20 protein-coding genes and 2 tRNA genes are annotated in these 25,720 nt (G+C 37.3%); 13 read left to right on the top strand and 9 right to left on the bottom strand.

Annotation, left to right across the window (positions count from 1 at the left end):
• Positions 1 to 51: 51 nt before the first annotated feature.
• The 4 genes from SB028_RS16565 to SB028_RS16550 form a co-directional block, all read right to left on the bottom strand.
• The gene (locus tag SB028_RS16565; RefSeq protein WP_318859668.1) at positions 52 to 3,552 is read right to left on the bottom strand and encodes an autotransporter domain-containing protein; all 3,501 of its coding nucleotides are present in this window, start codon (positions 3,550 to 3,552) and stop codon (positions 52 to 54) included.
• A gap of 153 nt (positions 3,553 to 3,705) precedes the next feature.
• The gene (locus SB028_RS16560) at positions 3,706 to 4,572 is read right to left on the bottom strand and encodes a YjjW family glycine radical enzyme activase (protein ID WP_069369741.1); all 867 of its coding nucleotides are present in this window, start codon (positions 4,570 to 4,572) and stop codon (positions 3,706 to 3,708) included.
• Complete coding sequence (locus SB028_RS16555; RefSeq protein WP_069369740.1) at positions 4,544 to 6,085, bottom strand: YjjI family glycine radical enzyme; 1,542 nt, start codon at positions 6,083 to 6,085, stop codon at positions 4,544 to 4,546. Before SB028_RS16555 ends, SB028_RS16560 begins: the two co-directional genes overlap by 29 nt.
• A 226-nt stretch (positions 6,086 to 6,311) precedes the next feature.
• Entirely contained in the window at positions 6,312 to 7,040 is a 729-nt protein-coding gene (locus tag SB028_RS16550; RefSeq protein WP_069369739.1) for a YtjB family periplasmic protein, read from the bottom strand.
• A gap of 109 nt (positions 7,041 to 7,149) precedes the next feature.
• On the opposite strand from SB028_RS16550, the gene serB reads away from it, so the two are divergent.
• From serB to SB028_RS16530, 4 genes are all read left to right on the top strand, one after another.
• A complete protein-coding gene (gene serB / locus SB028_RS16545; RefSeq protein ID WP_069369738.1) occupies positions 7,150 to 8,127 on the top strand; it encodes a phosphoserine phosphatase in 978 nt (325 codons plus the stop codon).
• Between the two features lie 38 nt (positions 8,128 to 8,165).
• Positions 8,166 to 9,557 (top strand): DNA repair protein RadA, encoded by a 1,392-nt coding sequence (radA, locus tag SB028_RS16540; RefSeq protein ID WP_069369737.1) that lies wholly within the window; start codon positions 8,166 to 8,168, stop codon positions 9,555 to 9,557.
• Positions 9,558 to 9,568: 11 nt separating this feature from the next.
• Positions 9,569 to 10,813 (top strand): multifunctional transcriptional regulator/nicotinamide-nucleotide adenylyltransferase/ribosylnicotinamide kinase NadR, encoded by a 1,245-nt coding sequence (gene nadR / locus SB028_RS16535; protein WP_069369736.1) that lies wholly within the window; start codon positions 9,569 to 9,571, stop codon positions 10,811 to 10,813.
• A 385-nt stretch (positions 10,814 to 11,198) separates the two neighbouring features.
• Positions 11,199 to 12,338 carry an ElyC/SanA/YdcF family protein gene (locus SB028_RS16530; protein WP_077885162.1) on the top strand — a complete coding sequence of 380 codons (1,140 nt, stop codon included), beginning with the start codon at positions 11,199 to 11,201 and terminating at the stop codon, positions 12,336 to 12,338.
• Positions 12,339 to 12,418: 80 nt separating this feature from the next.
• Here SB028_RS16530 and SB028_RS16525 read toward each other — a convergent pair whose 3' ends face one another.
• Positions 12,419 to 13,198 (bottom strand): hypothetical protein, encoded by a 780-nt coding sequence (locus SB028_RS16525; protein WP_139151995.1) that lies wholly within the window; start codon positions 13,196 to 13,198, stop codon positions 12,419 to 12,421.
• A 134-nt stretch (positions 13,199 to 13,332) separates the two neighbouring features.
• Positions 13,333 to 13,512, bottom strand: a complete 180-nt coding sequence (locus SB028_RS16520) for a hypothetical protein (RefSeq protein ID WP_069369734.1) — start codon at positions 13,510 to 13,512, stop codon at positions 13,333 to 13,335.
• 78 nt (positions 13,513 to 13,590) lie between these two features.
• On the opposite strand from SB028_RS16520, the gene SB028_RS16515 reads away from it, so the two are divergent.
• From SB028_RS16515 to SB028_RS16495, 5 genes are all read left to right on the top strand, one after another.
• Positions 13,591 to 15,123, top strand: a complete 1,533-nt coding sequence (locus tag SB028_RS16515) for an alpha/beta hydrolase-fold protein (protein ID WP_248619987.1) — start codon at positions 13,591 to 13,593, stop codon at positions 15,121 to 15,123.
• Positions 15,124 to 15,345: 222 nt separating this feature from the next.
• The gene (phoA, locus tag SB028_RS16510; RefSeq protein WP_069369732.1) at positions 15,346 to 16,785 is read left to right on the top strand and encodes an alkaline phosphatase; all 1,440 of its coding nucleotides are present in this window, start codon (positions 15,346 to 15,348) and stop codon (positions 16,783 to 16,785) included.
• 419 nt (positions 16,786 to 17,204) lie between these two features.
• Positions 17,205 to 18,836 carry a Na/Pi cotransporter family protein gene (locus SB028_RS16505; protein ID WP_069369731.1) on the top strand — a complete coding sequence of 544 codons (1,632 nt, stop codon included), beginning with the start codon at positions 17,205 to 17,207 and terminating at the stop codon, positions 18,834 to 18,836.
• A 2-nt stretch (positions 18,837 to 18,838) separates the two neighbouring features.
• Positions 18,839 to 19,387: a GNAT family N-acetyltransferase gene (locus SB028_RS16500; RefSeq protein WP_069369730.1), complete on the top strand. Its 549-nt coding sequence runs from the start codon at positions 18,839 to 18,841 to the stop codon at positions 19,385 to 19,387.
• Between the two features lie 208 nt (positions 19,388 to 19,595).
• On the top strand, positions 19,596 to 19,859 hold the full coding sequence (locus SB028_RS16495; RefSeq protein WP_069369729.1) for a DUF1435 family protein: 264 nt from the start codon (positions 19,596 to 19,598) through the stop codon (positions 19,857 to 19,859).
• Positions 19,860 to 19,924: 65 nt separating this feature from the next.
• Here the strand turns inward: SB028_RS16495 and SB028_RS16490 are convergent.
• The 3 genes from SB028_RS16490 to rsmC all read right to left on the bottom strand — a co-directional run bounded on the left by SB028_RS16490 (position 19,925) and on the right by rsmC (position 21,302).
• Positions 19,925 to 20,011 (bottom strand) — tRNA-Leu (locus SB028_RS16490).
• A gap of 35 nt (positions 20,012 to 20,046) precedes the next feature.
• Positions 20,047 to 20,133, bottom strand: a tRNA-Leu gene (locus SB028_RS16485).
• 152 nt (positions 20,134 to 20,285) lie between these two features.
• Complete coding sequence (rsmC, locus tag SB028_RS16480; RefSeq protein ID WP_069369728.1) at positions 20,286 to 21,302, bottom strand: 16S rRNA (guanine(1207)-N(2))-methyltransferase RsmC; 1,017 nt, start codon at positions 21,300 to 21,302, stop codon at positions 20,286 to 20,288.
• A gap of 129 nt (positions 21,303 to 21,431) precedes the next feature.
• On the opposite strand from rsmC, the gene SB028_RS16475 reads away from it, so the two are divergent.
• The 4 genes from SB028_RS16475 (at position 21,432) to SB028_RS16460 (ending at position 25,697) form a co-directional block, all read left to right on the top strand.
• On the top strand, positions 21,432 to 21,842 hold the full coding sequence (locus SB028_RS16475; protein WP_069369727.1) for a DNA polymerase III subunit psi: 411 nt from the start codon (positions 21,432 to 21,434) through the stop codon (positions 21,840 to 21,842).
• The gene (gene rimI, locus SB028_RS16470; protein WP_023582914.1) at positions 21,811 to 22,257 is read left to right on the top strand and encodes a ribosomal protein S18-alanine N-acetyltransferase; all 447 of its coding nucleotides are present in this window, start codon (positions 21,811 to 21,813) and stop codon (positions 22,255 to 22,257) included. The genes SB028_RS16475 and rimI overlap by 32 nt, the downstream gene beginning before the upstream one ends.
• Before the next feature lie 671 nt (positions 22,258 to 22,928).
• Positions 22,929 to 24,518, top strand: coding sequence for a peptide chain release factor 3 (gene prfC, locus SB028_RS16465; protein WP_069369726.1), 1,590 nt, complete (start codon positions 22,929 to 22,931; stop codon positions 24,516 to 24,518).
• A gap of 834 nt (positions 24,519 to 25,352) precedes the next feature.
• On the top strand, positions 25,353 to 25,697 hold the full coding sequence (locus tag SB028_RS16460; RefSeq protein ID WP_069369725.1) for a BON domain-containing protein: 345 nt from the start codon (positions 25,353 to 25,355) through the stop codon (positions 25,695 to 25,697).
• The last annotated feature ends 23 nt before the right edge of the window (positions 25,698 to 25,720 follow it).

The following is a 25,720-nucleotide window of genomic DNA, read 5'->3' as shown; positions in this document are numbered from 1 at the left end:
TAGGAAGCCAAGTAATACAACAAAATTAACCCTAAATATAACAATAAGGAATTAGAAACGATAAGTGTAGCTAATGCCAAACTGCATATCGTGATTGCGATATGTGGTCATTTCCCAGTTTGTTGATGTGTTAATGGAAGACCGTTTATCAAACTGATAAGTTAATCCAATATTAGCAAATGGACGTTGTTTTAACGGTTTCTTATGTTCTGAATAATCGATATTTTGTTGACCTAAATAATCAATATGGCTACGGAAATCGCCTTGATGATGTGATAGATCCCATAATAAACCCGCTTTAGTATGTAAGATGAAAGATGAGCCTAATAAGTAGTCCATACCTAATCCCATTTTGGCTAACAGTGAGTGCGTTTTAAGAGCATCATAATGTGCTGCAAATTGCGCATTTTGAGTTTCACTATAAGCTGAACGTGAGATTTGGTTAAAAGTAAGTCCTGCAAATGGCGTTAGTAATAAACTATCCGCTAGCGCATAAGGGTAATAACCTTGTAAATCAATATGATACCCTGAAACCCTTGCGTTGCCTTTACCTGCTTCTGTATTATCTAATACCGGCCTTTCAATCGACACCTTACGATTTAAATAGGCTCCTTTTAAGGATAAGTGTAAGGCATGGCTCTCTAATTCAGCATTGAGTGACGGTATTAAATCTAAACTAAAACCAATTAAAGGTAATGCGTAACCTTGATATTGATAGCCTTTAGGTAATGAAGAATAGGCATCAGTATCAATGGCAAGCCCTACAACTAAAGGAATTTGGTTAATATCAAAACGATAAGCACCACTTAGTCCGGTTTGTGTCGCATTGGCTTTATTGACGTTTTGATAGTGTGCAAAGCCACTAATACAGGCGCTTTCCGTACCCACAGAACAAGTTGCAGAAGCTAAATAACGCAGCTGTCCTTGTTGCATATCCATAAGTTTATAGCCGTTTTCAGCCATTAATTGCATGGATTTATGGGTGTTTTCAATATCAATAGGTTTGCTAATAATAATAGATGGTTTAGTCGTTTCTTTCTCTTTTGCCTTTTCTTTAGCGCGTTGTGCGAGTTCATCTTCTACAGGGATAAGTTCTTTAACTTTGACTTTATCTGCATCTGTGCGCTCTTTGTCGAGGCGTTCTTGTTCGGCTTTATCGGCTTTGGTTTTATCGGCATCAGCGCGCTCTTTGGCTAGGCGATCTTGCTCGGCTTTATCGGCTTTGGCTTTATCTGCGCGTTCTTTATCGAGGCGTTCTTGTTTGGCAATCTCGGCTAAACGCTCTTTTTCAGCTTGTTCTTGCTGTTTGGCAATCTCGGCTAAGCGCTCTTTTTCAGCTTGTTCTTGCTGTTTGGCAATCTCGGCTAAACGCTCTTTTTCAGCTTGTTCTTGCTGTTTGGCAATCTCGGCTAAACGCTCTTTTTCAGCTTGTTCTTGCTGTTTGGCAATCTCGGCTAAGCGTGCTTTTTCAGCTTGTTCTTGCTGTTTGGCAATCTCGGCTAAGCGCTCTTTTTCAGCTTGTTCTTGCTGTTTGGCAATCTCGGCTAAGCGCTCTTTTTCAGTTTGTTCTTGCTGTTTGGCAATCTCGGCTAAGCGTGCTTTTTCAGCTTGTTCTTTTTGTTTGGCGATTTCGGCTAAGCGCTCTTTTTCAGCTTGTTCTTGCTGTTTGGCAATCTCGGCTAAGCGCTCTTTTTCAGCTTGCTCTTTTTGTTTGGCGATTTCGGCTAAGCGCTCTTTCTCTATTGTTGTTTTATCTTGATCCTCTTTATTTTTATCTATTGCTATGCCTTGTTGTATATCAAGCGCTTCTTTGTATACGTTGTATTGATATTCGCTGGCTTTTAATTCTGGTGTTAATGCTAATGTTTCGAAATTATTTAAAGTATTTTGTATATTATCGAGTTCAGTTTTTGCTAATTCCTCGGTATCTTGATATTTTGTATATTCGCTAATATACTCATTGAATAAATCAGGATCGTCTAATTTTTTTTCTAAATTTAATTTATTTAAATTTGCTTCTTTTCTTCTTTTTTCAGTCTCTTTTTGTTTTTCTAAAAGCGAGAGTCTAATTTTTTCTCTTTTTTTATTAATATCTAAAGAAAGATTATCAACTATATTCTTCATAGATGAAATATTATTATTAGCAATTAATGTTTGATAATCTTTATCTATTATATCGGCTTCTTCTATTTTCCAACTAACAAATCTCCAGATATTATCTTTATTATTAGCGATACCAAAAGCAACCTTTCCGTCACTTGAGATAGAGTGTGCTTCAGATTCTAATTCATCGGAATGGTTTAAGTTTGGTAGCAATAATGAAGTATCTTTATCTCTAAAGTAGATAAAGGCACTTCTAGGATATCTTGATTCTAAATCTTTATTATAATCAAAGGTTCTATTGATATTTCGTTTATATCCTTGCTCTACCCAACCTACAATAGTATTACCATTGTCTGAAATTCCAGTAGCTTCTGAATTATAATAATCATTATTATAATTATTATCTGGGTTTATTCTGCTAGGAATAATGGTTTTTTTCTCTTTTGTATCGTAAATAAATGCTTGTCTAAGTAGTCTTTTATTTCGCTCATTTTTATACATTACTCTATCTTCTAACCAACCTACTGCAATATTGTTTTTTGACATTGCATTTATTTTTGCATCACCATATTCTGATTTTGAAATATAATTAATGGTGTTGTTAGTTGAGTCATAAATAAAAGCAGATTTACTTTCTGAAATAGATGATGTTTTATTTAAAGTACCATATAAATATTTCCCATCAAAAGAAACACCTGTCAAGATAGGTTTTCTATCTATAATTTTATTAATAAAATCTAAATTTAGGAAAGATTTAAATCTGTTTTTTTCTAAATGATTATTTATGTCCGTATTTTCAATATCTTTTAGTGATATTGTTTTTTTAGTTTTATTATCATAGATAAAGTAGAACATTTTATTATAAGGAAGATAATCATTGTTAGCTTCTTTTATGGTTTCATACTCTGTTGAATAATCAGCATAAAGGCTAAATCTACCATCTTTTGTTGTAAAAAAATAATCTTCCTTATCATAAGAAATATTTTCTCTTGAATTAAATTGATGAACCGTTTTTAGATAAGTATCATAGATAAAAAATCGGTTTAATACATTTTTTTCTTTATTTTCAAGATGATTCCCATAAGCTGTAATGTAACGCCCATCTTCTGATAACGAAAGAAAATTTATATTACTATAATGTTCAATTTCTAAGCTTTGGAAATTAACCCCAGCATCATAACTTATACTATTTTTATTATTGTTAGATAGAATAATTATGTTTGAATATTTTGATGATAATATTGTTGGCGTTGTTTTAGATGATAGCTTTCCATGATGATAAAAATTATTTGGTAGAGCTAAGTTATTTTTACTTACTTCATAAAATTTAAAATCAATAGGAGATGTTTCTATTAATTCGGAAGTAATATATCTAGAGTAACTTAATGAAGGGGTAATTATTAGTGGTATAATAATTGAAATTTTTAATTTATTTCTATTTATAAACATAAGAAATGACTCCGTCTATTTTGCAGGTTTTTGAAGATTAATTTGAACGTATAAACCTGTCAATATTAGAGTGTTTTATTTAAAAAATTTAATTTCAATTATTTTAGATATTATTAGTTTTTAATTTGTTTTATTTTATTTAATATATTTTTATTATGAATATATGTTAGGTGTTTTTATGAATGTGTTGTTTCTTTTATTAAGTTCTATTTTCAGTCGATGAATGTCATCTTTATTGGCAGATTGCCAATTTACAGCTTCACCATAAACACCATGCTGATGAAAGGCATTAATACGGATCAACACAGATTCACCAAGTGAATTAATAAACTGGGAAAGTAATTCAATATTTTCTAAGTAATCGGTTTTTTCTGGAATATATAAAAGGCGTAATTCTGTAAGTAAATTATTATTTGCTAACCATTTAATTGATTCTTTAATCCGTTGATTACCTCTTCCTGTTAAATAAGTATGGATATCATTATCCCAACTTTTTAAATCGATCATCGCTCCATCCATATAAGGGGCTATTTTTTGCCAGCCGTTAATAGAAAGCGTGCCATTGCTATCAATTAAGCAAGTGAGATGCTGAAGATCGGGAGCTTGTTTTATTGCTTTAAAATATTCAATAAGAAAGGGAAGTTGTAGCGTTGATTCACCACCACTTATTGTTACGCCGTTAATAAATGCTGCATATTTACGTGTAATAGCCATTAATTCATCAACGGTATAGGTTAAAGTCATCGGGCTTGATTGACGTGGACATTGCTGAATACAGGTATCGCATTGTTCACAACTGACGCTGTTCCAACTTATCACACCATTCTTTAATGAAAGTGCTTGTTGTGGACAAGTTGGAATGCAATCACCACAATTGTCACAAATCCCCATGGTGTAGGGATTGTGACAATTTTTACAGCGCAAATTACATCCTTGAAGGAAGATGGCCAGGCGATTGCCTGGGCCATCGACACAAGAGAAGGGCAGTATTTTATTTATCGAAACGCATCTGCTGTTCATGGCTAATCACTCGTGGTTTGCGTTCAGCAATATGACAATTTGCCGTGGCTTCATCACCTAACCAAGTGGTATTAAGGCGAGAGCCTTCTTCTTTGTATTTTTTCAAATCAGATAAACGCACCATATAACCCGTCACACGGACTAAATCATTACCCCCTACGTTGGCGGTAAATTCTCTTAATCCAGAAGAAAATGCCCCTAAACAGAGTTGCATTAACGCATCAGGATTCTGTTTAATGGTTTCATCAACCGTTAAAATATCGCTGATCCCTGAAGTGTAAAATTGATGATGAGGCGCTACCGTCATTAAATGGGTCACGGGATCCGGCTCTGTACCATAAGGGATACGCGTTGCAGGTGTGGTACCAATATCCGAGCTAATACCTGATTGTGCATGTAGCATTGCGCGATGTTTCCAGCCATATTTTACTGGGGTATCCGCGACAAATTGTGCGAGTTTTTCGCTGATCATATAGCTAAGTTTGTTGGCAGATTCATGATCACCATAAGCGACTTGCTTGCCTTCTTTTTCAAATAGAAGTGCCACGGCTTCTGCCATACCGTAAATACCAAACATGGGGGCAAAACGATCTGGTGAGATCAGTCCTTCTTCTACTAAGAAGCTCTGTTCAAAGAAATTGGATTTTTCATAGAGGAATGCACAACGGGCATCAATGATCTCTATTTGCTTTTGCATATAAAATGGCAATGTTTTCTCAAGAAAATCTTGGCTATTTTGGCTACGTTTAGCGACTTCTTTAAGGTTAATCCGGACTAAAGTACTCCCGCCACCACTTTGAGGCAGTGAGTTATAACAGCTAACAATACCGTATTCATCTTTGCCAAAGACTGCATCTTGTAATGTACCGTTGGCAATATGGGGCTTACTACTATGGCAAATATTGGTGATAGCTTGATGCAATAAGTCAGAAGGCGTCGAATTTGCATCATAAATAAAGGTGAGATTAGGGGCGACTTGTTGAAGCTCAACATCTACTTTAAGAATTAAACGCGTAAGAACAGAGTCTTCAGGACCAATATTGGCGTGCATAAAGGCATCTGGCAGTGTTCTATCAAGATAACGCCAGAAACGCTTTAATTTTGGATAGAGCTGCTCTTCCGTCAGGTCACCTACATAAGGCAGTAAAATTTTATCAATACGACCTAAATAAACGGGCATCGACGTGACGGAAGGAACATGATGATAAAGAATTGTGAGCATATTCAGTGCATCATCAAAATCTTGTGCAGGTTCAAGTTCTAAATAGCGAGAGCCTTGCGCTAAAAACTTCGCATAGTCTGGTAACACATAACGCGGTTTATAAGGAGCATGACCTTCATACATATCACAGATAACCCGTTCATTAAGTGCTTTAGCTGCATCTTCAGGAAGCGAGGGATAAGGCAACATGTTTTCCGCTTCTAACGCGAGAAAATGGCGTTTTTGTTCAGGAGAAAGGGTTGGGTTTTCTACGATTTGTTGACAACGTTGGATAACAGATTGTTCAGTCATAACCACCTCAGTACTCAAAGAGCCAGAAAAAGATTTAAAACTTATCTTTTTAGGTTAATGACTTGATAAGAATTTACCGTGACTTTAAACAAAACCCCTTTAAAGATTAGGGGAATAGCACAAAAATACGCATAAATTAGATATATCTAAATGATAGGGTGTGAAAAAGTGAGTTTAGTGAATGAGTGACTAAACTCACTGACTGATCAACGAAAAGAATCAAACGTCATGTTTTATCTGTTTCATTTTCTGAGCCGTTATTTTTCGCGTTAACTTGCTCTTTTGGTCCCTTCTCTTCCTTATTCTCGTTTTCTTCAACCTCCTCTTTTTCAGTGCGAGGCGGTAAATTAGCCGTTAATAAATAAGGCGATTGTTGCCAATGAACCGGTGTTAACTGAAGAAGATTATGTGAAAGCAAAAAGCCAATAGCCAATGCGACTAATAACATCACACGCAATAAATTTGTCGTATTATCGACCTGGCTTGATTCAGTCACAAGTTGATGAGTATCTAATGTCAGTCTTAAAAAACCTTTGGGTTTATCTTTACCCGGCACAGGCACAACAAGTTGATGATTAAAAGAACCTCCACTTTTTTGTCCTTCTAGTGCTAATCGTTCTTTAACAGTAACATTTTCACCACTATGCGCTATTTGTGTACCATCTTCTAAATAAAGGCTGGCATCAAGCACCCGACTATTGTGAGTTAGGTGATTTAAATTAGCCATAATGAGGGGATTTACGTTATCTTTGCTACTGTCATCTAAATAAGTGGATAAAGAGAACGCAACTTGTTCTGCCAGCGTTTTTGCAAGCTCTTCAAACTGAGTAATACGGGCGTGCTGATTAGCACGACTAAAATAAGACGCACCTTGCATAAGAAATGCCAATAGTGCGATACAAATCAGTATAATTGCCGTTTTTTGTAGTTTGAATTTTAGTTTGTCTTTAAGCATGTTCATCCTTTTGCGTAAGCAAGTATGTGCATGTTGCCAGATGAGTCAGAGATAGAATAGGCTGAATAACGATTATTTTGTTCAGACAGGGGAAAACAGGAGAATAAGTATGTCAAATAGTCTGACCTATTGCTATTTACCGGATGAAATCCGTAAATGGCCAGGTCTGCCGTTATCACTGAGTGGTGAAGAGGTGATGCCACTGGATTATCGTGCTGGCGATAGCGGATGGTTACTGTATGGACGTGAACTCGATAAAAAAAGAATTAGTGAGTTCCAACATAAATTAGGCGTGGCAATCGTAGTGGTTTCTTCATGGCGTATTGATGATTATCAAGTCGTGCGTATTGCTGGTAGTTTAACCCGTCGAATTCGTCGTTTATCTGATGAATGTGGCCTAGATGTCGTTCCTCTAGGTGAGATCCCTCGTTTACGTTCTCCTGGGCTTTTAGTGATGGATATGGACTCAACCGCTATTCAAATTGAGTGCATTGATGAAATTGCCAAACTGGCGGGTGTAGGAGATAAAGTTGCAGCAATAACAGAACGCGCGATGCAAGGTGAAATGGATTTTAGTGAAAGCTTAAAACTCCGAGTTGCTGAACTTAAAGGTGCGGATGCCTCTATTTTACAAAAAGTCATGGATGATTTACCACTCATGCCTGGATTAACAAGCTTAGTGCGTAAACTTCAAGCAATGGACTGGCATATTGCGATTGCCTCTGGTGGCTTTACGTATTTTGCTGATAATTTAAAACAAAAATTACGTTTAGTTGCTGCTGTTGCAAACCATCTTGAAATTAAAGATGGCAAATTGACGGGCAAAGTTAAAGGCACCATTGTTGATGCGAAATACAAGGCACAAGTGCTTGCGCGTTTAGCGAAAGATTTAGAAATCCCAATGGAACAAACCATTGCTATTGGTGATGGTGCAAATGATCTGAAAATGCTGAGAAAAGCAGGGCTTGGCATTGCGTATCATGCAAAACCGAAAGTATATGCTCAGGCAAAAGTCGCTATTCGTCATGCTGACTTAATGGGTGTGATGTGTATTTTAAGTGGTGGTTTAAAACATGAAGAGCGCTAAACGCGTTTTTTTAGTCTCGTTATCGTAGGGAGAGAAGTGTGGCAAAAGCAGCAAAAAGAGCCTTTGTATGTAATGAATGTGGTGCAGATTATCCTCGCTGGCAAGGGCAATGTTCAGCGTGTCATGCGTGGAATACAATTACAGAAATCCGTCTTGCTGCCGCCCCTTCTTCTCGTAATGATCGCTTTAGTGGGTTTGCAGGGGATGCAAAAGGTGTGAGCCGTGTTCAAAAGCTATCGGAAATTAGCCTTGAAGCACTGCCTCGATTCTCCACAGGATTTAAAGAGTTTGACCGTGTATTAGGTGGTGGCGTTGTTCCCGGAAGTGCCATTTTAATTGGGGGAAGCCCTGGCGCGGGTAAGAGTACGTTATTACTACAAACTATGTGCCGTTTAGCCACAGAAATGAAAACGCTGTATGTCACGGGTGAAGAGTCACTACAACAAGTCGCTATGCGCGCTCATCGATTAGGTTTACCGACAGCAGAACTGAATATGTTGTCAGAAACCAGCATTGAGCAAATTTGTTTAATTGCTTCACAAGAAAAGCCTAAATTGATGGTGATTGACTCTATTCAAGTGATGCATATGGCGGATATTCAATCTTCACCGGGTAGTGTTGCTCAAGTACGTGAAACGGCGGCTTATTTGACTCGTTTTGCTAAAACCAATGATGTTGCCATTATTATGGTGGGGCATGTCACAAAAGATGGCACATTGGCGGGGCCGAAAGTATTAGAACACTGCATTGACTGCTCTGTTATGCTTGATGGTGAAACAGATTCTCGTTTCCGTACTTTACGTAGTCATAAAAACCGTTTTGGTGCCGTTAATGAATTAGGTGTCTTTGCAATGACTGAGCAAGGATTACGAGAGGTCAGCAACCCATCGGCTATCTTTTTAAGTCGAGGGGATGAAATCACATCAGGCAGTTCTGTGATGGTGGTATGGGAAGGCACTCGACCTTTATTGGTTGAGATCCAAGCCTTAGTTGATCACTCTATGCTATCGAATCCTCGCCGTGTTGCGGTGGGATTAGAGCAAAATCGCCTTGCTATTCTACTTGCGGTTTTACATCGTCATGGCGGGTTACAAATGTCTGATCAAGACGTTTTTGTCAATGTGGTTGGAGGCGTTAAAGTCACAGAAACCAGCGCTGATTTAGCGTTGTTATTGTCATTAGTATCAAGTTTTCGTAATCGTCCTTTACCGCGTGATTTAGTGATATTTGGTGAAGTTGGCCTTGCGGGAGAAATTCGACCTGTACCAAGTGGGCAAGAGCGTATTGCAGAAGCAGCCAAGCATGGCTTTAAACGCGCTATTGTACCCAGTGCCAATATGCCAAAGAAAAAACCACCCGATATGAAAGTGTATGGTGTGAAAAAGCTGTCAGATGCATTATCTGTTCTTGATGATTTAGAAGACTTCTAAAGGAGCTAATTATGGGACCTTTTGATTATATCAAACAGGCTATCAGAAAAAATGGGTATACCTTACAACAGGTTGCTGATGAAAGTGATATGACAAAAGGCTATCTTAGCCAATTGATTAACAATAAAATCAAGAGTCCCAGTGCTCAAAAGATGTCGGCATTACACCAATTTTTAGGGTTAGAATACCCAGTGAAAAAGAAAACCATCGGTGTGATCTTTGGCAAATTTTATCCTCTTCATACAGGACATATTTATTTAATTCAACGCGCTTGTAGTCAAGTTGATGAATTACATGTGATCCTCTGTCATGACGAGCCGCGTGATAAAAATCTATTTATTAACAGTGCAATGTCGCAACAGCCAACAGTGAGTGACAGATTGCGTTGGTTATTACAAACCTTTAAATATCAAAAAAATATTCGTATTCATGAATTTGATGAACATGGTATTGAGCCTCAGCCCCATGGTTGGGAAATGTGGAGTGAAGGAATAAAAACGTTTTTACGCGAAAAGCAAATTACACCTGACTTTATCTATACCAGTGAACGTGATGACGCGGATCAATATAACGCTTTCTTAGGGATTGAAACGGTACTTATCGATCCAGAACGTTCATTTATGAATATCAGTGGTAGTCAAATTCGCCAAGCTCCTTTTAAATATTGGGAATATATTCCAACAGAAGTTAAGCCTTTCTTTGTGCGTACAGTGGCTATTTTAGGCGGTGAATCTAGCGGTAAATCAACATTGGTCAATAAGCTTGCTAATATTTTTAATACGACCAGTGCATGGGAATATGGTCGTGATTACGTTTTCTCTCATTTAGGCGGAGACGAGATGGCATTGCAATATTCTGACTATGATAAAATTGCATTAGGACATGCCCAATATATTGATTTTGCGGTTAAATATGCCAACAAAGTGGCTTTTGTTGATACGGATTTTGTCACAACACAGGCATTCTGTTTACGTTATGAAGGTAAAGAGCATCCCTTTGTTCAAGCTCTGATTGATGAATACCGTTTTGATCTAGTTATTTTGCTAGAAAATAACACGCCGTGGGTAGCAGATGGTTTACGTAGCTTAGGCAGTGATAAAGAGAGGCGTTATTTCCAAACCTTGCTGATAGAAATGCTTGATAAAAACAATATTGAGTATATCAAAGTGAATTCTCCGGATTATGATGAGCGCTTCTTAAGTTGTGTTGAATTAGTCAGAGAATTATTGATGATGCAATCAAAGCATATTGAATAATATTATGATTAAAAAAACGCCATGTTATGGCGTTTTTTACATTTGCTCATTAACCTAATTATACTTCAGCTCTTTCATTTTTCGTAAAGAATAAATCATTGCCACTTACTATTCTTCATTACGGATGATCACTTAGAATTAAATCTCTGTTCAAAAGATAAAAATACATAAAAAATTTGTAAAGTCGGTTATCTACATAATAATGCTATTTTTTTCAATAAGGTGAAAAAGGTTACTGAAAATAAATTCAGGGATCTTTATGATAGATATCAGGTATAGATTTATCGGTGTGTATTTCTTTTGCCATTAGGTGTGAGGAGTCACACGCTCTATCTTCATTCGTTCAAGTGAAGAAGTAGACTATTTTTCGTAAAAGGACAAGATAATGGCGCAACCTTCCCGTGTTTCACTTCATATCAAGAAAACAGTCATTTCGTTAGCGATTGCTGCTTTAGGTTTTACCGTCTCATCAAATGCATTGGCTTATCAAAAAGTTCATCAACCAGATAATAGCTATCAGCAGTATGTCTCTCAGCGCCAAACGGTTGATAGTTTGATCCAAGATGCATTAGATGCCTTTAAGTCACCAGCGCGTGTCTCTGATGCGGGTTTTACGGGAAAACTGCCATCAAATATGGAAATTGTGGCGCAAAAACTGCAGCAAGCTTATAAATTAGAGCCTTACCGCCTCGATTTATTATTTAGTACTGCTAGCGCTTATATCTATAACAATGATGTTCCTCGTGCGATCACTATCTATAAACAGATTTTAGAGGCGGCACCTGATGATATTGATGCGTTAATTTACGTCACTTCATGGACACGTTTTGAAGGTCAAAATAAAGAGAGCGAAGCCTATTTCAATAAATTGAAATCATTAAATCCGGCAAAAGCAGAAGAAATTAGCCGATTCTTTGCCGAAATCGATCGCGTCAGCAAAATGCCATTAAGTGATAAATTAACCCCTGCTGATTTAGCAAAACTGAAAAAAACCAAAGATAACAACGCGATTGTGACATTAGGTTATGCGTTAAATCCCGATGGCACAATGAATAAGATTTTAATTGAACGCTTAAATAAAACGTTAGAGGTCGCTAAACAATTGCCTGAAGCAATGATTGTTGTGACAGGTGGTGTACCTAAAGCGCATCAAACAGAAGGTAAATTAATGGCGGATTGGTTGGTGAAAAATGGTATTCCAGCTGAACGTATTTTCCAAGAAAACTACGCACGTACCACTGTCGAAAATGCGTTATTTAGCCGTTATGCTTTAACCAAACATCGTATTAAAACCGCAGTAATTATCAGCTCTGGTAGTCATGTTCGTCGTGCTGATGCAATTTTTACTCTCGCGAGTTGGCAAAGTGGACCAAGTGATATCTCTTACTTGACCGTTGTTGCGCCCGATAAGCCATTAGCGGAATTACAAAAAGCCAGCAAATCAGATATACAGGGTATTTATCGTGATGGCTTAAAAGCATTAGGATTATGGAGCTTCCGTAGCTATCCATTAGAAGAGCGTTAATTTAATTAAGCTAGAATAGAAACCCAATGATATGAATAAACGTCTATGTTGGGTTTCTATTTGCCGTAAGTTAACAACGGTTAATTTGAAATTGGTACACCAATAGGTGTGGTAAGCAGAACTATAGGCGTTGCAATGATCACTAGAGGGAGAAGAACGGCATCTCCTACCAGCGTAAACGGTGTTAATGCAAAATTACGCAAAGTTCGACTTGGATTATTCTTCTCTTCTTCTTTGGCAGAAAGAAATACTAAGTTATATTTCATTGCAAGATTATCTTTAGGATAAAAATTAAATCTTAATTGTTCTCGTGTAAATATCATTCCTATTATTTTATAACCCTTATAATAGCCATCTTTATTTTCGGTAAAACCATATTTTTTAAGTGAAGTGATCTCATCTTCATTTAATTTTGAACGATCAACAGTAAAAATACTGAACTCACCTGAAAAAGAAGGTACTGGTGAGCCACTATTGGCTTTATAATAATTAAATTGTTTTAAGCTATCTATGTTTTTAAATTTTATCAATGGAACTGTTTGAATAACATTATTCATTTGTTCTAGACTAGATCCTCCATCTTCCACAAGATAAATATATTTTTCACCGACTAAACCAATACCAGACGAAGGATAACGTGAGCAGAAACTAGAACATTTTACAGTTGTATCTCTTTCTAAAACAAAATTTTCATATTTAAATGATGCAACAATATTATCATTGAATTCTTCGTAGTGAACATATTCTTTAGTTTTAGGTGGATTACCTTTCCACATAGCAGAAGTGAGACATCCAGATAAACTCGATATAGAAAATATTAGTGTAATGAGATAAATAACACGTAAAATAAGTCTATTCATAATAAAGTAATATCTCTTAGATAGTTTTATTAATATAAAAATAGCAATTATTATATAGTGTAGTTTATAAAGATGGCTAATAGGGAAACATTAAGATAAATCCAAATAAAATAATAAATCACTCCAATTGGGATTTAATCGTTATCTAATATCTCAGGAAAGAAAAGATAAATAGCCGGTGTTGCTAAGATAACAATAGGTAATGCAAGGACATCACAGACCACAGTCACAGGCGTTAACGCTACATTTTTTGCAGCACGACTTGGATAGTTAACATCTTTTTTATTTGAATTATTTAATTGAATTGATAACAATTATCATTACTATTGTTTATCACAATAGTTTATAACGAGAATAATAAAGTGAGAATTCCTCTGATGATATGCGCGTTGATGGCCTCTTTTCCCAGTTTTGCTAATTGTTTAGCCGTAACGGAAGGCAAAGAAATAACAGGCCAGTTTGATAATAACAATACGCTGTGTTTTGCTGCTCATTTAGAGCGTGAGCGTTATGTTGAATTAAACATAAAAGGGATACAAAACCTACGGTTAGAGAAACAAGATGGCACTCATATTCGCAGTTTATTAAAAGATATTCCTTCTGATGGGCAGCAAAAAGTACGTTTTTTATTACCTAAAACTGCGAATTATCAATTGGTTGCACAGGGCGAAGCTAAAAAGCAGTGGCAATTCACGCTAACAACACAACCTTATCAGCCGTTAGATAACGATGCGGGAATTGCCCCTGTTAGTCCCCGTTTACAAACACTTGCTCAACAACTAAATCAACAACGTATTCAGGCGTTTTGGCAACAAGTTCATCAGGAAGGTGCTCCCCTGATTGAGCCTTATGATAATGACAAAAAGTTAGTTACCTTTTTATGGCGAGGCGCGAAATCGAATGTCTATTTATTGGGATCACCCGATGGTAATCATGATCCGTTAACCCATTTAGCAAATAGTGATATTTGGTACCGTAGTTATATCGTTCCTAACGATACACTAATGCAATATAAATTAGCACCTGATGTACCTGTTATTAAAAATTCAGAGCCTTTTGAGCAACGTCGTGCGATTTTAACCACCGCACAAGCCGATCCGTTGAATTCTCAAAATTCGCCAAGTCAATCTGAGGATATCTATAATCACTTTTCTTTATTGTCCTTGGACAGTAAACGTGAATGTCAATTACCCGATATTCTTGATAGAACAATGAAAGGCAAGACAGAGATTGTTCGTTTTCACAGTGAGATCTTAAATAATGATCGTGAAATAGCGCTTTATCTGCCAGCACAAAAAATGGAAACACCACGGATCCTCGTATTATTTGATGGTCAAACTTATCGTCGTCAATATGGTATTGATCGGTTTTTTGATAAACAGATCGAGGAAGGTAAATTGACACCGATGATGATCTTATTTGTTGATAGTATTGACAGCGATCGCCGTAGTGTTGAATTGCCACCAAATCCTGATTTTTATCGTTTCTTGGCAGATGAACTCTTTGTTTGGCTAGAACAAGAGAAAGGGATTGACGTATCGGGAACAGAGACGATTGTATCAGGCTCAAGTTATGGCGGGTTAGCATCTTCATGGGTTGCATTTAATCGCCCTGATCGTTTTGGTAAAGTGCTGAGTATGTCTGGCTCTTATTGGTGGGCGCCTGAAAATGAAGAGCCTGAGTGGCTTATTCGACAATTTGAGCAAGCAGATAAAAAGCCACTACAATTTTTTTTAGAGGCGGGGTTATTTGAAAGTCGTGGTGATAAGGGGGGGATTTTAAATAATAATCGTCATCTTAAACAGGTTTTAGAACAAAAAGGTTATCCTGTTAAATCACTCGAAATGGCGAGTGGACATGATTATATTTCTTGGTGTGAAACCCTGTATTTGGGGGCAAAAGCATTAACCCAAGAGAATGACTAATTTAACGGCGCGTCTTAATACCACGCCTTAATAATATGTTTTAATCCAACAGAAGCTTATACATGCATTCGCGGTATAAGCTTTTTGTTTGTCATCAACTTGTCATAAAGGTGTCATCTAAATCACTTTTACTCTTCATTTCTTTGTCATTTAACAGCCGTAAGCTTTTCCTGACTTAAAACATGAATCCTGTTTTTTATTTTAGAGTGCAAGGAAAAAGCTATGTCTCATCGTTACCAACGTTCTATTTTATCCATTATTGTAACAACGCTATTGGCTGGTGCGAGTTTCTCTTCTTTTGCAGCTCCCGTTGCTGCTGATGCAATTTTGGCACAAGATCGTGCAGCAAAAGGTAATATCACGGAATTTGGCGGTGCTCGCCGTATGACCCAGGATCAAACTGAGGCATTAAAAGCAGCTTTACATAATAACCAAGCAAAAAATGTGATCCTCTTTATTGGTGATGGTATGGGGGATTCGGAAATTACTGTTGCGCGTAACTATGCGGAAGGTGCTGGTGGTTTCTTTAAAGGTATCGATGCCTTACCTATTACGGGTCAATACACACACTATGCTTTAGATAGAAAAACACAAAAACCTAACTATGTCACAGACTCCGCTGCATCTGCAACAGCATGGGCTTCGGGTGTCAAAACCTATAATGGTGCATTAGGGATTGATGTGTTTGGTAAGGATCACCAAACTATTTTGGAATTAGCAAAAGCTAATGGAAAGGCTACTGGGAACGTGACAACATCAGAAATTCAAGATGCAACACCAGCAGCGCTGTTCTCGCATGTAACAGGACGCAAATGTTATGGCCCTGTTGAAACGTTAGAAAAATGCTCAACCAATGCATTAGAGAATGGCGGCAGAGGTTCTATCTCTGAGCAATTATTAGTCACTCGTGCAGATGTTACATTAGGGGGCGGTGCGAAAAGTTTTGCTCAAACCGCTGCCGCGGGTGAATACAAAGGCAAAACGTTAGAGCAACAAGCGATTGAGCGTGGTTATCAAATCGTGAAAGATGCAAAATCACTTGATGCAATTACGCTTGCGAACCAAGATAAGCCAGTACTGGGTTTGTTCCATGAAGGAAATATGGCTGTGGCTTGGGAAGGCCCTAAAGCCACGTATCATGGTAATTTAAATAATCCACCTCTAGAGTGCAAACCTAACTCTAAACTCGATCCAAATGCGCCAACACTGGCACAAATGACTAAAAAAGCGATCGACTTACTGAAAACGAATGAAAATGGTTTCTTCTTACAAGTTGAAAGCGCCTCTATCGATAAGCAAGATCATAATGCGAATCCTTGCGGACAAATCGGTGAAACGGTTGCATTAGATGAAGCGGTACAAATCGGTTTAGATTTTGCTAAACAAAACGGCGACACCTTGATTATCGTAACTGCTGATCATGCTCATTCAAGCCAAATTATTGAGGCGGACGTGAAATCAAGCGGGTTAACTCAAGCGCTGATCACTAAAGATGGTGCAGTGATGGTAGTGAACTACGGTAACTCAGAAGAAGAGTCACAAGAACACACTGGCTCACAACTTCGTGTTGCCGCTTATGGTCCACATGCGGCGAATGTGGTTGGGTTAACTGACCAAACAGACTTATTCTTCACAATGCGTGACGCGATGGGTCTGAAATAAGTTCCCGTTAAATTTATAGTCTGTCTGAAGTTGTAGTCGAATTGCCTTACTAAACTTGTTGTATTTTATCGCGACTTAGAGAGATACCCTCTAGTCGCGTTTTTTTATTTATACGATCTTATGTCGATAAAGTGATAATAAATCAATAGGTTATTTATAGTCTAATTTTGAAAATTAGCACTTTTCTGTTATAATTAATCGAAATTACACATTTATTCATACAAAATTCTCAATTTCTCCATTGATTATTGCACTTAAGTTGCAATATCTTTTTGCCTAATAACATCCATTTTTGTTCAGGCATTACCAGCAAAAAATCTTTTTCAGATAGTTTATCTGCTCATGGTCTTTCTCTTTTTTATGAGATTGAAGGAGAACAGAGTCAAACAAACAACGATAAAAATAAGGTTCTTTTTTCTATGCTGACACTGCTTCATTTACTCTCATCGGTTGCGCTTCTTGTCTGGGGAACTCATATTGTTCGTACAGGTATTATGCGTGTTTTTGGCTCCGATTTACGCCGAATTTTAGGTAAAAGTATTAATAAAAAATCCAACGCCTTCCTCGCGGGGGTGGGAGTAACGGCATTAGTCCAAAGCAGTAATGCGACGGCACTTTTGGTTATCTCTTTTGTGACACAAGGACTGATTTCGATTACACCCGCACTTGTTATTATGCTAGGTGCAGATGTGGGTACTGCACTTATGGCGCGTGTGCTGACGTTTGATCTCTCTTGGCTATCTCCACTTCTGATCCTTATCGGGGTGATCACTTTTCTAAGCCGTAAAAAAGAGCGAGTAGGGCAGTTAGGGCGAGTAGGCATTGGCCTTGGCTTAATTATTTTAGCCTTACAACTGATAGTCACCTCAGCTGAGCCAATTACTCATGCCAGTGCGGTACAAGCTATCTTTACTTCATTAAGTGGAGATACCATTTTAGCTCTTCTCGTTGGTGCTTTATTTGCGATGGTAAGCTACTCAAGTCTTGCGGCAGTGTTATTAACTGCGACATTGAGTGCAACAGGGCTAATGCCTTTGTATATCAGCCTATGCATTGTGATTGGTTCTAATATTGGGAGTGGATTACTCGCCTTAATGAGTAGCCGAGGGCAAAGTGTTGTTTCGCGTCAAGTGGTGTTAGGAAGCTTATTTTTTAAATTAATTGGCGCTTTATTGGTTTTACCTTGGATAACCCTCATTGCAAATAAAATTCAGCAATATGGATTTTCACCCGCTGAAGTCGTTATCTATTTTCATGTTATTTATAATCTTGCTCGCTGTATTTTGATGATCCCTTTTGTAGGCATAATGGCAAAATTATGTCAGCGACTTATTCCTGAATTACCTGTGACGGGATCTGAAATGGCGCCGCGTTATTTAGATCAATCAGCTATTGATACGCCTTCATTGGCGATTGCTAATGCGGTTAGAGAGTCACTACGATTAGGTGATGTAATAGAACAAATGCTGCAACGTTTTACTGCATTAATGGAAGGCGATCGTCAGCAAAAAAGGGAAATTAGCCAGCTAGAAGAAGAGGTGGAATTACTTCACAGCAGCATTAAATTGTATATGGCTCAAATTCAACAGCATGATCTAGGAACTGAAGATTCCCGACGTTGGGCTGAAATTATTGATACAGCGATGAATTTACAACAATCATCCGCTATTATTGCGCGTATGTCAGCTGAAGTGGTGAGCAAAGGTTTAAATCACCACTTATTTTTATCGGAGGAAGGACGTCGTGAATTACAGACACTCCTTGAGCGTCTGCAAAGTAATCTGAATCTGGCGATGTCGGTATTTGTTTCCGGCAACATGGAACATGCTCGTAAATTACGTCGAGCAAAACATCGTTTCCGTTTACTCAATCAGCGTTACTCGTTTGCACATGTTGAACGTCTTCATTTGCATAATATGCAAAGTATTGAAACCAGTTCTCTGCATACCAGTTTGCTTGGTGATATGAAACGGTTGAATTCCTTGTTCTGTGCTGTGGCTTATCACGCACTAGAACGAAGTGAATCATCATCAGAACAGGTTAATCTTTAATTATGAAATATATTATTCGTCAATTAACACGAAATGAAATTCCACAAGTATGGGAAATTGATCGAACTGAGCTTATTGAAAAGCTATATGTCTTAAAAGAAGGAACGTTGCTTTTAACAGCGCAACGCTTTGATATGAAAGGTTGGCCAGAAGGTGAAGCAGAACACTATACGCCTGTTTTACTCGAAAGTTTTGACCGAGGTGCGCCTTTTTGGGGCGTTTTTGAACAAGGTCAACTAGTTGCAGCTGCGAGTGTTGATCCGCAAAAACGAGGTCAAAATGGCACTTTACTTCAACTCTCTTTTTTACATGTCAGCCATCAGCAACGTGGGCAAGGTTTAGCACGAATATTATTTGATTATTGTGTGGAATATGCGAAGCAAAAAGGAGCTGATGGGTTATATATTTCATCAACACCTTCTGAAAATAGCGTAAATTTTTATCAGCATTTAGGGTGTCGTTTAATTGATACACCTGATCCTGAACTTTATGAAAGAGAGCCTGAAGATATTCATTTAGTCTTTCATTTTATTGAGCCAAATAACGCTTAATTTCGGTTATTGCCTATAACAATAACATAATAAAATTAATTGCCTTATCGTGGAAACATGATAGGGCATTTTTATTTCTTCTATTAAAAGAGAGACATAACCATTTAAAAAATAAGGATATAAAACAAGTTTTTTTCTTTATATAAGTTGATTTGATATAGGTGTTATATATAATAATGAAAATCATTATCATTAGTGGTAGGTTATTATGGCTAAACCAACACGTATATCTTCAGTGACATCTTGGACATCTCGCATTAGTTTATGGGAAATGTTAGCGGTTTCTTCTTTAGTAACCGTACTCACACATTCTATTGTAGGAACATCCGCCTTTACGCTGGTTTTAGTCGTTTCAATGCTGTTATCAACCTTGATGCTATTCCATAAGAAATTACAGATGTGGGTAATGATCCCCGCAGGTGTTGTATTAACCTACAGTTTGATGACACTGGTGGTTGCGTATCATGGATAGAGAATAGAATATTTAGCAAGTCATCGACGAGATGTTATTACAGGAAAAAAAGAAGAGTGATTGAGTGGTGCGAAGAGGGGGACTTGAACCCCCACATCCGTAAGAACACTAACACCTGAAGCTAGCGCGTCTACCAATTCCGCCATCCTCGCAGTCTTACTCAATTAATTTCTATACATTGTCTGTTTGGTGCGAAAAGGGGGACTTGAACCCCCACGTCCGTAAGAACACTAACACCTGAAGCTAGCGCGTCTACCAATTCCGCCACTCTCGCATTCAGACAGGAAGCGGATTTTATGCTTTTTATTTTTAGCGTCAATTATTTTTTCAATAAATTATTCTGGAGATGAAAAATAAAATACCTTGAATGATGACTTAAAACCTTCCCTAAAAATAAAGCCCCGTTATAAATAACAGGGCTTGTGATTACTCTTTCTTGGTTGCTTGGTAAACTTTGAATTTACCTGTTGATGCAAGCACTTCATGAGAACCAAATACATGATCCAGTATATCCGGGTAAGGGATAAATGAATTCGCTACAATGCGTAATTTACCCCCTTTTTTCAGATAATTTGGGGCAAGGCGAATGATATCTTCAGCGGCGGCATAGCTTGTCCCTAAACCATCATGGAAAGGGGGGTTTGAGATTATCCAATCATAAGTTTCTTCAACGGCTGAATAGACATTACTTGCAATGACGCGACCTTCTAATTCATTCACGTTTAAGGTGGCGATACTAGAAGAAATTGCCGCTGCATTCACATCACACAGTGTGAGTTTTAACATTGGGTTTTTCTTGCCAAGTACAGTGGCAAGAACACCACAACCACATGCCATATCCAGTAAATCCCCAACCATTGCATCGTCAAACGTTGATAGTAATAAACGACTACCATCATCTAATGCATTTTGACTAAAGACACCGGGTAAAGCCATTACAGTCAGATCATCATGGCGATAAGTTTGCCACCAGTTATTACGATCAAATAGGGTTTGATATGTTTGAGTACCAAAAAATAGGCTACAACGGCGCGCTGAATCTATTTTTTTAAGTTTAGCGATACCGTTCATTAATTCTGTGGCACTTTTTACACCGCTACGGTTTTCACCGACGATAAAGATTTCAGTACCCACTTGTAAGTTAGAGCAAAGGCTACGCAGTTGGAAAGTGGCTTCATTTTTATTTTTAGGCCAAAAATAGATCAAGGTATTGCAATATTTCACAAAGGATTGATCTGCAACTAAACCAAAGAGTGCATTATCACCCATTGATTTTAGTAATGGTAGCCACTGGTGATATTGGTTTGTATATGCTCTGACACTTTTCGCCTGAATTTGCGCTGCGAAAGTATCTTGAAGATCACCTGCAATAAGTACATGCCTGTCTGCGAAATGATCTAGGTGACGAAGAATAACTTCGCTAGCAGGGGACAGTGAGGACATTATGATTATTACTCCTTAAAAAACATAAGACGCATGATATCAGATATAAAGAAACCGACGCTATTTATTGGCGTAGTTTATGCCCTCTGATACTATGTACCGTTGTTCTACACTTGATAGGTAAGCATAATGAGCCGTAAAGACAGAATGTTATCCCAACTTGGAATTCGTCAGTGGGTACTTCGTAAGCCTGCTGTGTTAAAAGGCGAGCATTCTGTTCAATTTCCGGATACAACACGTTTACTTATCATTACTGATGATACCGTTGATCTAAATAACGGGCTTTTCTCTGATATTTTTAGCGCCATGGGGATAGATAAAGACGAAATCTATTGTATTACAACAGATGATGTGAGCATGCTCACAGAATCATTTGATCTTCCCTGCTGGTTATTAGGCACTGATCTCATACTTCCCTCTGAATATATTTCTCTGAGAAGCCCTTCATTACATCAGTTATATTTTGATGCTGATGCAAAACGCGATCTTTGGAAACAAATCTCTCAATATGAAGACCATTTCACTCTTAAACCCTGCTGATTTACCATTAGCATGGCAAATTGAAAAATTAAGTCATTCATTCCCTTGGAGTGAAGAAACATTTTATAGTAACCAAGGTAGTCATTATTTTAATCTAAAAATTTGCATTGATAATATTATTGTAGGTTTCGCAATTACGCAATTAATATTAGATGAGGCAACACTTTTTAATATTGCCATTCATCCTGATTATCAAGGGAAAGGTTACGGTAAAGCACTTTTATTAGAACTGATTGAAACACTTGAGAAAAAAAATATAACCACCTTGTGGTTAGAGGTGCGAGAATCTAATGAAAAAGCGTTCAATCTCTATGAATCCATAGGATTTAATTTTGTTTCAAAACGAAAAAACTATTACCCCACAAAGACAGGGAATGAGGATGCGATTATCATGGCTTATCCTATTTCTTTCTAATTAAATCTTTATTTAAGTTAAATTTAAAACGCCTTCTGTTGGGCGTTTTTTATTTTATTCGATGTGTAAATGTTTTGTTTTTTATTATTTTTGTTTTAAATTTATCTTTATTCTTACTTAATGTAAATTCATCAAGGTAATTTCACTTTTGTCATCGTCTAATTTTAAAACATTAGGTGATTATAACGGTGTTAAAAAGGTGAATGGTATTTAAAATAAGTAAATTGAGTATTATTTTTTGTTTTAAATAAAGTGACTTGTCTCTAAATATAGACAAAATTAAATGTAAATAGAGATGTATTTATTTAGCTCTTTATGTCTCTCTAGATTTTAACCGAAAATAAAGAGGCTAACTCTTTACTTTATTGATAGCTCATAAAAGCAGCTTGTGAAATGTTTAGCAAACATAGGTATTGAGAGTATCAATGAAAACAAGGCTGCTCTATCTATAAGGCAATAGGCGTGATTAATTTTTTCAAACACTAGGCATCACTCTCTCAAGTAGATAAAATAGTAACCATTGATTGTTTATACAGACAAGATAGGCGAAAATAAGCGCCAATTACGATTAACTTACGGGTTGAATGTCTTTATAGTCACTTTAATTATTATTTATAGCAATATATCAGTGTCTTACATTCTCTCGTCTATCAACCAGAAGATCACCATTGATGTCTAATCCTATTTTTCAGCAAGAAGTTGCTCGTCGTAGAACTTTTGCCATTATTTCCCACCCCGATGCGGGTAAAACAACCATCACTGAAAAAGTGTTGTTATTCGGACAAGCCATTCAACGTGCAGGAACCGTAAAAGGTCGTGGTTCAAATCAGCATGCAAAATCTGACTGGATGGAAATGGAAAAACAACGTGGTATTTCTATTACAACCTCAGTGATGCAGTTCCCTTATGCAGATTGCTTAGTGAACTTATTAGATACCCCAGGGCACGAAGATTTCTCTGAAGATACTTATCGTACTTTAACCGCGGTTGACTGCTGTTTAATGGTAATTGACTCCTCTAAAGGGGTCGAAGATCGTACTCGTAAGTTAATGGAAGTAACGCGTTTACGTGATACTCCAATTCTGACTTTTATGAATAAACTTGACCGTGATATCCGTGATCCAATGGAACTCATGGATGAAGTTGAAACAGAATTAAAAATTGCGTGTAGCCCTGTTACGTGGCCTATTGGTTGCGGAAAACTCTTCAAAGGGGTTTATCACATTCTGAAAGATGAAACGTATCTTTATCAAACAGGTCAAGGTCATACTATTCAAAATTCTCGCGTTATCAAAGGGCTAGATAATCCAGAGCTTGATGAAGCTATTGGTGATGATTTAGCAAGTCAACTACGTGATGAATTAGAGTTAGTATTAGGTGCCTCCCATGAATTTGATCATGAGGCATTTTTAGCGGGTGAATTAACCCCCGTGTTCTTTGGTACTGCATTAGGTAATTTTGGTGTTAACCATATGCTTGATGGCCTTGTAAAATGGGCACCAGCACCAATGCCTCGTCAAACAGATATGCGTGAAGTGACCGCTTCTGAAGAGACATTCACTGGTTTCGTCTTTAAGATCCAAGCCAATATGGATCCTAAACACCGTGACCGTGTTGCATTCTTACGCGTTGTATCAGGTATGTATGATAAAGGCATGAAACTGCATCAAGTTCGAATCAAAAAAGATGTGGTGATTTCTGATGCATTAACCTTTATGGCGGGCGATCGTTCTCATGTTGAACACGCATATCCTGGGGATATTATCGGTCTTCATAACCACGGTACAATTCAAATTGGTGATACCTTTACCCAAGGTGAGATCCTGAAGTTTACCGGTATTCCAAACTTTGCCCCTGAGTTATTCCGCCGTATTCGTTTACGTGATCCGTTAAAACAGAAACAGCTACTTAAAGGATTGGTACAGTTATCAGAAGAAGGCGCTGTACAGGTCTTTAGACCACTGGCAAATAATGATTTAATCGTCGGTGCTGTCGGTGTACTTCAGTTTGATGTGGTTGTTGCAAGACTTAAGAGTGAATATAACGTTGAAGCGATTTATGAATCCGTTAACGTTTCAACAGCACGCTGGGTTGAATGTAATAACGAGAAAAAACTCGAAGAGTTTAAACGTAAAAATGAACAAAACTTGGCACTCGATGGTGGTGATAACTTAACTTATATCGCACCAACGATGGTCAACTTGAATTTAACACGTGAGCGTTATCCTGATGTTGAGTTTCATCAGACGCGTGAACACTGATACTCGTCATACTTCAAGTTGTAGCGTTGTTGACGGCGTTCATTCGCACTAGTCACATACTGATGTATGCTCCTAGCGACTCATTCACTTGTCGCCTAGCTACATCTTGAATTATTTAGAGTATCTACTCTTCTGCTTCAAGTTGTAGCGTTGTTGACGGCGTTCATTCGCACTAGTCACATACTGATGTATGCTCCTAGCGACTCATTCACTTGTCGCCTAGCTACATCTTGAATTATTTAGAGTATCTACTCTTCTGCTTCAAGGTGTAGCGTTGTTGACGGCGTTCATTCGCACTAGTCACATACTGATGTATGCTCCTAGCGACTTATTCGCTTGTCGCCTAGCTACATCTTGAATTATTTAGAGTATCTACTCTTCTGCTTCAAGGTGTAGCTTTTAGAGTAAGAGTGTTGGCATACTTACAGTTGTAGCTTGAATTACTTAGAGTATTTAACTTAATGAAAAGGCTATATATTTTTAATATAGCCTTTTTTGTTTCTTCGTTTTTCTTTGTTAAATTTACTTTGTATATCACTAATATCCTGCCAAAAAGCCCTTCTTCATTTGGAATTAACCTCTTTTTTTTCTGTTAACATTATGCTCGTTTTTATACTTATTTATAAATATATGTAAGTTTTTTTATAGTTTTATCGGTTATAATTAGAATAAAATAATTAGGATTAGTCTTTATTTGTTATTTTTTGCTTTATTTAACTACAACAGCTTATTAATGTAATAGCTTAGATTGTTAAAATTTTGTAGTGCTTCATAAAAATACAGATATTAAAACACACATTTCCTATCACAAGTATTGTGATGCGGGGGAGAGCAATGAAACAATATAAAACGCTAAAATTAGCGTTAGCCATGTCGATGGGTTTAGCTTTTGTTAGTATGGGCGTATCAGCTGAAACATCGTGGTATAGCGAAATTAATAATAGTGGAATAAATACAGGTCACAATTTAAGTGATACTTCTATTTCTAATAAAATTAAAGATACGCTATCGCCAATGCAAGATATTGATAGTGAGAATATTTCTATTCGTACTGAGTTTGGACATGTCTTTCTTTCAGGCTTTGTCGATAGTAAAGCACAAGAAGAAAAAATCTTACAACTCATTGAAAAAATTGAAGGTGTTAAAGGCGTAGACTCAGATGTAAATATTAAATCATAAACATGATTTTCTTTTATATTCAA

The organism is Proteus vulgaris (assembly GCF_033708015.1).
In the GTDB taxonomy this organism is placed as follows: domain Bacteria; phylum Pseudomonadota; class Gammaproteobacteria; order Enterobacterales; family Enterobacteriaceae; genus Proteus.
The sequence above is the reverse complement of the archived record's forward strand: the minus strand, read 5'-3'. Positions and strand labels throughout refer to the sequence as shown.

What these genes read in the sequence shown, in the direction of transcription:
- SB028_RS16495 (WP_069369729.1), top strand. Translation starts at nt 19,596, where the DNA reads ATGGCTAAACCAACACGTATATCTTCAGTGACATCTTGGACATCTCGC.
- rsmC (WP_069369728.1), bottom strand. Translation starts at nt 21,302, where the DNA reads ATGTCCTCACTGTCCCCTGCTAGCGAAGTTATTCTTCGTCACCTAGAT.
- SB028_RS16505 (WP_069369731.1), top strand. Translation starts at nt 17,205, where the DNA reads ATGCTGACACTGCTTCATTTACTCTCATCGGTTGCGCTTCTTGTCTGG.
- SB028_RS16560 (WP_069369741.1), bottom strand. Translation starts at nt 4,572, where the DNA reads ATGAACAGCAGATGCGTTTCGATAAATAAAATACTGCCCTTCTCTTGT.
- nadR (WP_069369736.1), top strand. Translation starts at nt 9,569, where the DNA reads ATGGGACCTTTTGATTATATCAAACAGGCTATCAGAAAAAATGGGTAT.
- rimI (WP_023582914.1), top strand. Translation starts at nt 21,811, where the DNA reads ATGAAGACCATTTCACTCTTAAACCCTGCTGATTTACCATTAGCATGG.
- SB028_RS16460 (WP_069369725.1), top strand. Translation starts at nt 25,353, where the DNA reads ATGAAACAATATAAAACGCTAAAATTAGCGTTAGCCATGTCGATGGGT.
- SB028_RS16530 (WP_077885162.1), top strand. Translation starts at nt 11,199, where the DNA reads ATGGCGCAACCTTCCCGTGTTTCACTTCATATCAAGAAAACAGTCATT.
- SB028_RS16525 (WP_139151995.1), bottom strand. Translation starts at nt 13,198, where the DNA reads ATGAATAGACTTATTTTACGTGTTATTTATCTCATTACACTAATATTT.
- SB028_RS16515 (WP_248619987.1), top strand. Translation starts at nt 13,591, where the DNA reads ATGGCCTCTTTTCCCAGTTTTGCTAATTGTTTAGCCGTAACGGAAGGC.
- SB028_RS16475 (WP_069369727.1), top strand. Translation starts at nt 21,432, where the DNA reads ATGAGCCGTAAAGACAGAATGTTATCCCAACTTGGAATTCGTCAGTGG.
- SB028_RS16565 (WP_318859668.1), bottom strand. Translation starts at nt 3,552, where the DNA reads ATGTTTATAAATAGAAATAAATTAAAAATTTCAATTATTATACCACTA.
- SB028_RS16555 (WP_069369740.1), bottom strand. Translation starts at nt 6,085, where the DNA reads ATGACTGAACAATCTGTTATCCAACGTTGTCAACAAATCGTAGAAAAC.
- serB (WP_069369738.1), top strand. Translation starts at nt 7,150, where the DNA reads ATGTCAAATAGTCTGACCTATTGCTATTTACCGGATGAAATCCGTAAA.
- SB028_RS16500 (WP_069369730.1), top strand. Translation starts at nt 18,839, where the DNA reads ATGAAATATATTATTCGTCAATTAACACGAAATGAAATTCCACAAGTA.
- SB028_RS16550 (WP_069369739.1), bottom strand. Translation starts at nt 7,040, where the DNA reads ATGCTTAAAGACAAACTAAAATTCAAACTACAAAAAACGGCAATTATA.
- phoA (WP_069369732.1), top strand. Translation starts at nt 15,346, where the DNA reads ATGTCTCATCGTTACCAACGTTCTATTTTATCCATTATTGTAACAACG.
- prfC (WP_069369726.1), top strand. Translation starts at nt 22,929, where the DNA reads ATGTCTAATCCTATTTTTCAGCAAGAAGTTGCTCGTCGTAGAACTTTT.